Source organism: Peribacillus sp. NPDC097284, from assembly GCF_044761765.1.
Taxonomy (GTDB): domain Bacteria; phylum Bacillota; class Bacilli; order Bacillales; family DSM-1321; genus Peribacillus.
In genome coordinates this window covers 128,921-139,975 of record NZ_JBIWCZ010000003.1, presented here as the reverse complement: position 1 = coordinate 139,975, position 11,055 = coordinate 128,921, and the positions used below count along the sequence as shown (strand labels likewise).

10 protein-coding genes and 1 riboswitch are annotated in these 11,055 nt (G+C 38.6%); of the genes, 3 read left to right on the top strand and 7 right to left on the bottom strand.

Features of this window, described 5'->3' with window-relative positions:
- Positions 1-58: 58 nt before the first annotated feature.
- A riboswitch (SAM riboswitch) is annotated at positions 59-157 on the bottom strand.
- A 111-nt stretch (positions 158-268) separates the two neighbouring features.
- From ACIQXU_RS08730 to ku, 3 genes are all read right to left on the bottom strand, one after another.
- Positions 269-910, bottom strand: a complete 642-nt coding sequence (locus tag ACIQXU_RS08730) for an MOSC domain-containing protein (protein WP_402988274.1) — start codon at positions 908-910, stop codon at positions 269-271.
- 485 nt (positions 911-1,395) lie between these two features.
- On the bottom strand, positions 1,396-2,070 hold the full coding sequence (locus ACIQXU_RS08725) for a phosphatase PAP2 family protein (RefSeq protein WP_402868881.1): 675 nt from the start codon (positions 2,068-2,070) through the stop codon (positions 1,396-1,398).
- A gap of 89 nt (positions 2,071-2,159) precedes the next feature.
- Positions 2,160-3,002: a non-homologous end joining protein Ku gene (gene ku / locus ACIQXU_RS08720; RefSeq protein ID WP_402868883.1), complete on the bottom strand. Its 843-nt coding sequence runs from the start codon at positions 3,000-3,002 to the stop codon at positions 2,160-2,162.
- Between the two features lie 137 nt (positions 3,003-3,139).
- Here ku and ligD point away from each other — a divergent pair, with 137 nt between their 5' ends.
- The gene (gene ligD, locus ACIQXU_RS08715; protein ID WP_402988271.1) at positions 3,140-5,002 is read left to right on the top strand and encodes a DNA ligase D; all 1,863 of its coding nucleotides are present in this window, start codon (positions 3,140-3,142) and stop codon (positions 5,000-5,002) included.
- Positions 5,003-5,086: 84 nt separating this feature from the next.
- Here ligD and dapF read toward each other — a convergent pair whose 3' ends face one another.
- The 4 genes from dapF to ACIQXU_RS08695 all read right to left on the bottom strand — a co-directional run bounded on the left by dapF (position 5,087) and on the right by ACIQXU_RS08695 (position 9,125).
- Entirely contained in the window at positions 5,087-6,073 is a 987-nt protein-coding gene (gene dapF, locus ACIQXU_RS08710; protein ID WP_402988268.1) for a diaminopimelate epimerase, read from the bottom strand.
- A 181-nt stretch (positions 6,074-6,254) separates the two neighbouring features.
- Positions 6,255-7,547, bottom strand: a complete 1,293-nt coding sequence (locus ACIQXU_RS08705) for an NCS2 family permease (protein WP_402988265.1) — start codon at positions 7,545-7,547, stop codon at positions 6,255-6,257.
- A gap of 158 nt (positions 7,548-7,705) precedes the next feature.
- On the bottom strand, positions 7,706-8,278 hold the full coding sequence (locus tag ACIQXU_RS08700) for a beta-class carbonic anhydrase (protein WP_402868892.1): 573 nt from the start codon (positions 8,276-8,278) through the stop codon (positions 7,706-7,708).
- 526 nt (positions 8,279-8,804) lie between these two features.
- Positions 8,805-9,125, bottom strand: a complete 321-nt coding sequence (locus ACIQXU_RS08695; protein ID WP_402868896.1) for a DUF4870 domain-containing protein — start codon at positions 9,123-9,125, stop codon at positions 8,805-8,807.
- A 199-nt stretch (positions 9,126-9,324) separates the two neighbouring features.
- Here ACIQXU_RS08695 and ACIQXU_RS08690 point away from each other — a divergent pair, with 199 nt between their 5' ends.
- Together ACIQXU_RS08690 and ACIQXU_RS08685 are read left to right on the top strand one after the other, a co-directional pair.
- A complete protein-coding gene (locus ACIQXU_RS08690; protein WP_402956903.1) occupies positions 9,325-10,107 on the top strand; it encodes an undecaprenyl-diphosphate phosphatase in 783 nt (260 codons plus the stop codon).
- Positions 10,108-10,462: 355 nt separating this feature from the next.
- On the top strand, positions 10,463-11,017 hold the full coding sequence (locus ACIQXU_RS08685; RefSeq protein ID WP_402956901.1) for a GNAT family N-acetyltransferase: 555 nt from the start codon (positions 10,463-10,465) through the stop codon (positions 11,015-11,017).
- Positions 11,018-11,055: the final 38 nt, after the last annotated feature.

Sequence of the window (11,055 nt, the reverse complement as noted above, 5' to 3'; positions counted from 1 at the left end):
AGTGTGAGAGTAAAGAAAAAAAACCTTCTCAAAGAAGAAGGCTTTTTTCGAAACATTCTCCTCATCTATCAAGCTCTGCTTGCTGGATTTAGCACCTTTGCCTAGGCTGGTTGCTGAGGTTTCATCGGGCCAGTCCCTTCACCTCTCTCGATAAGATTTATTAAGTTTAATTTTCTAAACATTTCAAAATTTATTTATATTTAATTTACATGAATCATCTGATAATTTCAAGAGTATATTTATCATTTTTTCATTTTCTTCAGACTTTTTAACGATACATCCTTTTAGAAAGCAAGGCTCCCCATTCTTCCGACAAGGATTCAATGGAAAGCAAGGACATTGCCCCCTCCTCCCCATCACGCTTATGAAGGATGACATCCGTTGCATAAAGTACCGTAACCTTATCTTGAAGCCGATCCAATAACACGATATCATCTTGTTGGCCAATTACCCCTTCTTGTATAACCCTAGCAAAATAGCCAGTTAGATTAGTGTCCATCACCAATTTCAAAAACTCTGGCTCTTTGTTAAAGTGGGAGATGGTCGAGCAAGGAATACGCCCCTGTGTAATCTGAATAACGGTCCCGCCAATGCGATAGATATCGCCTATAAACGTTTGACGTTCAGTCATTCCAGCAATCGTCAAATTCTCCCCAAATGCAGGGATGGAAAGCTGCTTATTGAATGTTCGATTCCATAAATCATAATGCTCAAAGGGATAAAAACATAGAGCACGGTCAGGCCCTCCATGGAACTTTCTGTTACCCACTCCATCCCTATCAATCCCTGATTTTGTTACGGTGATATAGTCGATGGCCTTCTTATCCATTGCCGTTTTGATCTTTACCCCCGAAAGCTCCTCCTCTTTTGGCATCCCAATTTGAAGAGACATGATTTTACGATTTTCCATTGGACATCTTCCATTTCTTTTAAATTTCCAGATTGCAATAAAGAAACATTCTTTATATTCAATCTATTCAATTATTTGATTATACCAAAAAAAAGCAATAACCTCTTTACTAGGTATAAAATATGATGTGAAAAGAGAATGATATAAAAATAATCCCTTTGTTTTAGTAATTTAGTTGCTATTTCCAAATTAATTATGATAGAATATGAACACAATATATAGTCGAAAAAGACAATCCGTCGCCTATATGTTGATTCACGATTAATTTCCTCATTGTCGCTCTTTAGGGGGCGAATTTTTTTGTCTCCTTTTAAAAAGGGTGGAAAACTGTAGATCCTTACTAATTATTTATACCTAACAAGTAACTACCAAATTGAACAGGCGACCTTCTTTTAATGAAAATTTATAGGTGCGATCATTACTTTCCTCACAGTACACCACTTTTTTGATAATTTTGGTGATTTTCTTATGCCTTCATTTTCCCCTTAGCTTCTATTTTTTCGCCCCTTATATTCCAGGTATCGTAACAGCCATGCCGATATCGTTAGCCAAGCAGCTCCGGCAACAAAACCTGCCACAACATCGCTCGGGTAATGCACCCCTAGATAAATGCGGCTCCATCCAATGACCAATGAAGCCAAAAAAGCCAAAAACCATATAATGCCGTTCATATATTTACTTTTGACGATTCGTAAACATACAACTGCAATGCTTCCGTAAACGATAACCGAAGCCATAGAGTGACCACTAGGAAAACTATATCCGGAAACGGATAATAATGGAGCGATATCGGGTCTTTCCCTTTGAAAAAGATATTTTAGCCCCCAATTAAATACCCCACCCATTGCTGAAGTGATTATTAAGTATAAAGCAAGCTGTTTTCTTCTGTATAAGGCCAAAATCAAGGCAAATATACCAATTAGTACGACTATCCATGTCACCGACCCAAAAAATGTGAGCGTAGTCACAAAGCTGATAAATTGTTCACTAAAGGGCACTTGGATGAAATTGATAAGGACTTTATCAAATTCGATTAACTCCCCTTCCTTCAGTTCTTCCACAATTTCAATAAAAATGAAAAAATAAACTAGGATTAAACCAGCCATCATGGCAATATAAAGAAGTTTTTTTGAAATATGTATGCTAAAAAAGTTATGCATTCTCGGACACCACCTTTTCCCTCATTTATCACGCTACCTCTAGGATAAAACAAAAAAAGCCTAAGCGATAGATTTCGCTCAGGCTTTTTTTACGCTTGTTTCTTTTTAGGCTCCGCTCTTTTGCGTGTCGTCTTTTTCTTTACAACCATTTTCTCCGGCTTCGTCCTGTCAATGGACGCTTGTAAAGCTGCCATTAAATCCGTCACATTATTGGCCACGGGTTCTTTAGATTTTGCTGTAATGGTTTTCTCGCCAGTTTTCTTTGATTCAATCAATTCAAGCAAAGCTGTTCTATAATCATCTTTGTATTTAGTCGGATCAAACGTCGATGTCAACTGATCAATTAATAATATGGCCGTATCGATTTCTTTTTTTGCAATGGCATCATTAGCAGGAATATTAGGAACGTCGGTTGCAGAACGAACCTCATCAGGGTAATGAATGGTTTCCATCAACAATGTGTTATCCACGACCCGAAGGATAGCCATTTGTTCTTTGGAACGAATGATGATTTTAGCGAGACCAACCTTGCCTGACTCCAAGAGTGCTTCCCTCAAAAGAGAATAGGCTTTTGTACCGCCATCGTTTGGAGACATATAATAGCTTCGGTTGAAATAGATTGGATCAATTTCCTCTATTTTAACAAAATCAATGATTTCCACTGCCTTATCTTCATTTTGTTTTTTTAATTGCTCAAGTTCATTGTCTTCTAGGACAACAAACTTTCCTTTTGTATACTCAAACGCACGAACAATATCATCCTTGCCTACTTCTTTCTGGCAAACTGGACAAACCTTTTCGTATTTTATCGGTGAATGGCATTCCTTATGCAAAGTTCGTAAGGATATATCCTTATCTTCCGTTGCCGCATGAAGCTTTATCGGGATATTCACCAAACCAAAAGAAATGCTGCCTTTCCATATTGTATGCAAATTCCTCACCTCATCGTTGATTAATTGATTCACTGTTATTATCATTCCCATTTCTTTCAAAAAAATTATATCTCAACTCTTAAAATTAAGATTTTATGGGGAAAATACTAATAAACGCAATGAACGGAGGGAAAAATGTGATAAAACCAATGTTGCCCACCTATCATCCAGAAGCTCCTTGTTCTAAGGAATGGATATATGAAGTCAAATATGATGGCTTTCGGGCCATTTTAACGATTGAAGAAAGTAAAGTGGCAAAGCTGACGAGCCGGAACGGAAAAGAGTTGCTGCCTCTTTTTCCGGAAATCGGTGAATTCCTAGAAACCTTGAACCTCGAAGGTATACTTCCCCTTCAACTAGATGGAGAACTAGTTTGGCTAACCAATGAAGCCAAGGCAGACTTTTCCGAGATACAGTGGCGTGGACGTTTGAGAAACCAAACATTGATATCCGAGGCTTCCACCCTCTCCCCATGCCGATTCATAGTGTTTGACTTACTAACCTTAAATGGAAAAGACATTACCAAACAAAACTTGTCGGAACGGAAAGCTTTGTTGAAGTGCTTAGGAAAGAAACTTCATTTCCCAGAAAATCCTAGCCCCCATGAAGAAAGCCCAATCCAACTGATTGGAAACTATGATACTGCAAATGAATCGATGAACAAGGTCATTCTCATGGATGGGGAAGGGATTGTAGCCAAGAACATCAACAGCATATGGCACGAAAAACGGTCAACCTCCTGGATCAAGGTGAAAAATTGGAGGGTATTCCCCTGCTTTATCACCGCTCTTCATAAAGAAAACGGATATATTTCAATTTCCGTTTATAAAGACGGTGTAATTACCCCGATTGGGAGCGTCAAAAATGGCATGAGTGCCCAGGATAAAACCATTTTACACGAATTGATTAAAAAAAATGCCGTCGAAGAGAATGCGAAGTTCTTTTACCTCCATCCTTCCATTTGTATCGAAGTGCAATTTCTGCATGTTCATGAAGAAAATGAATTACGGGAGCCTCAGTTTTCCCAGTGGCTGTTGCAAACGATACCAAGTGAATGTACTTGGGAGAGGTTCCTTATCAGTCAATTTACTTTTCCGGAGTCGGTCCATATAACATCACCAGATAAACCGATTTGGGCATTTAAGGATAGAAAGGTGATAAAAGTTGAATACCTCCAATATTTACGGGAGGTGTCATCTCATTTCTTGCCTTTTCTAGCCGACAAACTTCTGACAACAATTCGTTACCCTCATGGCGCAATGAACCCTGAACGTTTTTTTCAAAAAAATAAGCCAGAGTATGCGCCCGCATCGATTCAAACGTTCCTGAATGAAGACATCGAGTATATGCTATGTAATGAACTGGAAACATTGCTTTGGTTTGGCAACCAACTTGCCTTGGAGTTCCATGCACCATTTCAGAAAGCTGGCTCTACTAAACCAGATGAAATTGTATTGGATCTTGACCCTCCCTCGATTGAGTATTTTAACTTGGCGATTCATGCCGCTCTTGAAATAAAGAAAGTCTTGCTTCCATTACATATAGAAGCATTCGTAAAAACTTCAGGAAATAAGGGATTACAGATTCATATTCCACTACCGGAAGATACTTTTACTTATAAAGAGACACATATTTTCACTGATTTTCTTGGTCAATACTTAATAAGCTCCTTTCCAAATGACTTTACCTTAGAGAGAATGAAGAAAAATCGACAAAATCGACTTTATCTCGATTTTGTCCAACATAGTGAAGGGAAAACCATTATCGTCCCTTATTCCCCTCGTGGAAATCATTTCGCCGGGGTAGCCACTCCCTTATCATGGGAAGAAGTGAATGAAAACCTTAGACTGGAAGATTATACAGTGGAAACTGTACCTAACAGGATCAAAAGGTTGGGCTGCCCCTTCAAGAATTACAGGCAGATTGATAACGGCCCAGCATTTCTAGAGGTTTTATCCTTCCTTAAACAACAAAAGGGGCCTTATAAGTCCAAAAAATAAAACAGGTGAAGAAAAACGAATCGTTTTTCTTCACCTGTTTTTCTTTTTTTATAATAATTTACTGATTTGACAGCCTTTTGTCCCTTACCATTTCGTTTTCAAAAAGCTTTGTACTTCATCCTGCATCTTTGCATATAATTTTGTTTCCTCTTCATATTCATGTTTTTCAAGCACTGTGAAAACCTCTGGCTGATCGATGTCTATTTCAAGCAACGCTTTGAACTCATAGGTTGCATTTCCAATCAGGTCAATGGAATACGCATTACTCTCTTCATCATGGTGAACGATACATTTCACTTTTCCACCGTTGTTATAAACGGAAATTTCCTGTTCAAGCGAATTAAGTCCAATCGAGCAAGTAACCAGACTTGAAGCCGACATCGCAGTTCCACAAGCATTCGTGAAGCCTACACCTCTTTCGAAGGTACGAACATAAATGCTCCCAGGTGTCAGTTCTTTTACAAAACTGACATTGACCCCATCCGGAAACAGGTCATTCGGTTGGTTCACTTTCGTGGCAAGCTCTTCCTGTAAATTACTTTGCAATACATCGCTATCCACTAAGGTGATCAAGTGTGGATTTGGGACAGCCAATGCCGAAAATAGGAGGGAATCATGCAACTCAGGGAGCAATTCATTTAACAACTGATCCTTTTCTATTGCAAGCGGAAGATCCTTGACCTTAAAGCTGACCGGAGAAATTTCCACTTTGAATGTTGGAATTCCCGCATAAATATCATCCGTTTTTTCGACGAGTAAATTCACTTTCATCGTCTCAACAGTCATTTTATCAAGCCCTAAAACGTCATTCGTATACCTGGCCACACACCGAAGTCCATTACCACACATGGATGCTTCTGATCCATCTGCATTAAATACCCGCATTCTGGCATCTGCATGCTCACTTTTCATGACAAATAGAATGCCATCCGCTCCAAGCTTTTCTCTATTGCAAAGGACCTTCGCTAATTTTTCGCGTTCTTCCTCTGTAAAGGTCAGAGTTGTTGTTAATTCATCAATAATTAAAAAATCATTGCCCGATCCATGAATTTTAAAACCTTCAATTAACATCCTGTCACATCCTCAATGCTGTTCTTTTATTTTAAATATTCTTTATCATAGCATTATAAGTTCGAACATGTCATCGGGAAAATTCCAATTAAGCGAATATTCCATCAAGAAAGCCGAGTTGCCATACAATAAAAAGCCTGTGGAGGCAATGCTACCCACTCCACAGACTCTTCAATTCATATTAACCTATTATGAAATAGATAATAAACAGTATAGCGCTAACATACATTGGACCTGAAACTTCTTTCGCCTTACCTGTGACCACTTTCAGGAATGGGTATAGAATAAACCCGAAAGCCATTCCATCTGCAATACTGTAGGTAAATGGAATGAAGGTAATGATAAAAAGTGCGGGGATGCTTTCTGTATAATCGCTAAAGTCCATTTTCTTAAGATTTTCAAGCATGAGCATGCCGATAATGATTAAAATTGGCGCAATGGCACTATCCGGAATCACCTTAATTACCGGAATAAATAAAAGTGACAGAAGAAACAAGAACCCCGTGATGACTGATGTTAAACCGGTCCTGCCCCCTGAGGCGATGCCTGCAGCGGTCTCAACAGTGGCTACCGTCGGACTGGAACCGATAGGGCCAGAAAGAAGAACGGAGACACTCGTTGCCTGTAGAGACTTCTTATAAGCCTCCGGACGTTCGATGCTGTTCACATGTCCGTGTACAAGACCAATGTTTTCAAAGATTAGTACCATGGTCATCGCAAAAACACTTATCCAAAATTCAATTCGCCCCACCTCGATAAATGTCAGTGAAAAAAAGAGTTCACTATAAGAGGCTGTATCCAAACCGGAAAAGTGGATATTCGAGATTTCAATCGTGCCAAAAAAGTAAGCTATACAGCTACCTATGATGATCGTGATCATAAAGTTTCCTGGGACATTTTTAATAAATAAAGCAATGGCAAGTAAAAATGTCAAAATCGTTGCTAGAACAGATGGGTCACTCAAATGACCAAGTCCAAGAAGCGATGAAGAACCCCTTGTAATAATCCCACCCTTTTCCAAACCGATTAACAGCAAAAATAAACCAAGACCAACAGAAATGGCGTCTTTTATTGAACCTGGAATGGAATCATTAATCAATTTCGAGAACTTTGTAAAAGCCACGATTACAAAAATGAGGCCCGAAACAAAAACAGCTCCAAGAGCCGATTGGAAGGATAAGCCCATTCCTTGAACCATTGTGTACGCGAACAGGGCATTGACGCCCATACCGGGGACGATGATTATTGGTACATTAGCCCACAACCCAATCAAGATACAACTCACTGCGGAAAGGATAATGGTTGCAATCACAGCTCCATTAATAGGTATACCTGCTTCAGATAAAATCAGGGAATTCACGACGAGAATATATACGATTGTGAAATAACTAACCACACCGGCAAGAATTTCACGTTTTCCATTTGTTCCATATTGGGAAAAATGAAAAAACGTTTCTAAATTTGTGTTCTTCATGTAGTATCCTTACTATGTTGTCCCTCGCCCACCCGCTTGTATAAGTGACAAACTGCACTTCGTGATTTTAACAAATATTCATTTAAAAATAAATAGAAACTCTTAAAAATGAAAAAGCTGATGGGATAATTCCATCAGCTTTTGGTACATTGTTTTTATTATTTTTCTATGTGGTCATAACCGTTAACGACCAGTTCCAATTTGCCTTTATCCGGAGAAATGATAAGTCCATGGACAGGAACATTCTTTGGAATCAGAGGATGGCTTTTAATAACCTCTACACTATTTTTTAAACTTTCATAAACATCATCAAATCCACGAAGCCAACTCTTGATATCGATGCCTGAAGCTCCGATTGTATCGATTGTTTCCTTTTGAATGCCACGTTCTACCATTTTTTCTACCGTAACATCAGCATTAACAGAAGCCATGCCGCAATCATGATGAGGGATGACGAACACTTCATCCGCCTTCAATTCATATATAGCAATCAAGATACTACGCATGACGCTACCAAACGGATGAGAAACAATCGCTCCGGCCGTTTTCAATATTTTCACATCACCATTTTTGACATTCATTGATTTTGGTAACAGCTCAACAAGGCGAGTGTCCATACAACTGACGATAACCATTTTCTTTTCAGGGAATTTGTCTGTTTTGTACTTAACATATTCCTCTTTTTCAACAAATTGCTCATTATAATCTAGAATTTCATTAAGTAAACTCATACCTTCACCCTTTTTCTATGTATTCTATTATGTATTACTATTTGATTATATCAAATCTTTAGACTATTAGCCAAAAAAATTGCCTAATGCTAACCTGATGCTAAAAGGAACGATGATGATGTACGGCTACACAAACCCCAGATCGCAAGTTTGCAATCCTCCTCCATACGCAAAGGGAAACTAAGAAGAGGTGTATTGGCCTTGAATATCGTTTCCCAATCCTTCGACAGCACCATACTTGATAGCCACCTTCTTTCCGGTGCCACTCATAATTTCAAAAGAATAAGAACCCTGCTGAAGTTTGTATGGATATCCATTCATTCTTGTCATAATTATAAATCATTCTATTGATCTTCACGAGGGACTTTGTACCGTTTTCTTCATAATAACCAATGAGTTCGCCTCTTCGGTTCATGGCCGATACTTTATTGATAACCCCTCCTTTTTATTATACTCGGCTAGTAAATGACCCTTGTTCCATCATAAAAAAAGGGATCCGCCTAAGCAGAATCCCCCGATGTAAAACTTATAAAATCCTAAATATGAAGGGAATGCGATAGTCGACCCCTTCATAAGCTCTGACTGCAGCTATAATTGTAAATACAACTAAAGCTATACCTATGACCGGTAATAGTACTGCACCAATCAATATGATTACAAGTAGACCAGCGACGATGGAATATACCGTATAAGAGATAAAGAAGTTCAAATATTCCCTTCCGTGATAATCTACAAATTGGGATGAATCCTTCTTAACTAACCATATGACTAAAGGACCGACAAAAGCGGTAAAAAAGCTAATTACATATATTAGGGCAGCAAACACTCTTTCATCTTTAGTGGGCATGTGTTCTGTTCCTCCTTTCTTATATGAAATAATACGATTCAAAAAGCAATTAGTTTCATTTCTTACATGTTTTTTTAAAAAAAGTAAGTCTTTTTTCCCCCATCTTAAAACGTTAACGGATAAAAAACCGAATAAGTTGGCCCTTCCCACGCATACAGATTAAATAGTGGATTGTCCACGTAAGAATGGAGGGATATATTTGCTAAATGAATTCCAGGCCTTCATCCTTGGAATCATCCAGGGCTTAACTGAGTTTTTACCGATTTCAAGTACAGGCCATTTATATCTGGGGAGGCACATTTTCCATCTTGACGAAGCTGGCATCTTTCTAGATACTATGCTACACATTGGAACTTTACTTGCTTTATTGGTCGTTTACAAAGATGAAATCATATTCTTATTGAAAAATCCATTCTCAAAATTGACGCTTCTTCTGGTAATAGGAACGCTTCCGGCTGTTATTGCCGGTCTCCTTTTAAGTGATTGGTTTGACAGCCTTTCAAAAACAGGGTTGACGATTGGTTGGGAATTCCTCGTAACCGGAATGATTCTATGGTGGGCCGATGGAGTCAATAAAGGGAATAAGAAACTAGATGATATCTCCATAAAAGATTCCTTTATCATCGGTACCTTTCAGGCGGCTGCAATCATGCCTGCCTTATCACGTTCCGGATTGACCATCGCAGCTGGTCTTTTTTGCAGGCTTGACCGGGCAACAGCCGCCTATTTTTCTTTTTTACTTTCCATCCCTGCTATTTCCGGAGGAATCGTCTTTCAGATGAAACCCATTTTCACGGGAGAGGTTGAAAGGATCCCTTTCATGGCTCTTTTGATTGGGACCCTCGCTGCCGCAATCTTTGGATATATAGCCGTAGTCTGGATGATTGATTTCTTAAAGAAACGATCTTTGAAGGTATTTTCCATGTATGTCTGGGCACTCGGTACGATAATTTTATTCATGCAATTCACTGGACGATTTTAACAAAATAAAATAGCAACTTTTCTTAGTAAAATGCTGACAATCGGGCTCAAAATCAAGTTGAATGCTAACCAAAACCTTCCCAATTTCCACCTTCAAAAAAAAGTTAGAAATTGACGAAAAAAAAGGCAAAAAACCTATTCCCAAACCGTTTATTTTTTAGTATTATACCTTCGTAAGGTTCTTTAGATTTAAATACTTTCTGAAAATAAAAATAGGGAAGGCAAATGGTGCGCCACCGGTTTCCGGTTCTAGTGGGTTCGATTCCCACCCCGAATTTTTTTGATGAACGACTTAAAAAATTTCGAGGGTGGGCAGCGGCTACGCATAAGGACTGCCCTCAAACGGAGGGACGGAAATGTTAAAAAAGAGAGATTTTGCAGATTGTTTTTCTCTTTATGAACACATGACTCATCCAGATGTCTTCCCTTTCGTGCGCCATAAAGTAGATTCATATGAAGAATATGTATTCATTACTAAGCAAACGATTGAGGCTGAAGAAAAAGGTGAGCTCATTTCACGAACAATCTTAGATGAATGGGAAAATCCCGTTGGTTGTATTTCTTTATACGATATTGAAAACGGAGCTGGGTTCCTAGGTACATGGCTTGGAAAACCTTTTCATGGTAAAGGGTATAATGCCGTTGCCAAAGACGCCTTCTTCAAGGAATTATTTTTTGAGCTCGGCATGGAAACGGTTTTTATGAGGATTCGCAAAATAAATATCCGTTCCATTAAAGCAGCCGAAAAGCTTCCCTATGCGATCAAGGCAAATGAAACCAGAAAAGCTCTCTATGATCAAATAAATCAAAAGGAAGACATTTATGATTTATTTGAAATTCCCAAGGATTTATACACCTTGCATATCCTTAGACAGGATAATGATGAAGACCAGCAATTACTTGAAGCTTAATCTTAATAAAGGCATGCCAACTCTTTCTTACGAAAGAA

Bases quoted from the DNA above. Each gene is read 5' to 3' on its own strand.
- ACIQXU_RS08730 (WP_402988274.1), bottom strand. From the start codon at position 910: ATGGAAAATCGTAAAATCATGTCTCTTCAAATTGGGATGCCAAAAGAG.
- ACIQXU_RS08725 (WP_402868881.1), bottom strand. From the start codon at position 2,070: ATGCATAACTTTTTTAGCATACATATTTCAAAAAAACTTCTTTATATT.
- dapF (WP_402988268.1), bottom strand. From the start codon at position 6,073: ATGTTAATTGAAGGTTTTAAAATTCATGGATCGGGCAATGATTTTTTA.
- ACIQXU_RS08705 (WP_402988265.1), bottom strand. From the start codon at position 7,547: ATGAAGAACACAAATTTAGAAACGTTTTTTCATTTTTCCCAATATGGA.
- ACIQXU_RS08700 (WP_402868892.1), bottom strand. From the start codon at position 8,278: ATGAGTTTACTTAATGAAATTCTAGATTATAATGAGCAATTTGTTGAA.
- ACIQXU_RS08695 (WP_402868896.1), bottom strand. From the start codon at position 9,125: ATGCCCACTAAAGATGAAAGAGTGTTTGCTGCCCTAATATATGTAATT.
- ACIQXU_RS08685 (WP_402956901.1), top strand. From the start codon at position 10,463: ATGTTAAAAAAGAGAGATTTTGCAGATTGTTTTTCTCTTTATGAACAC.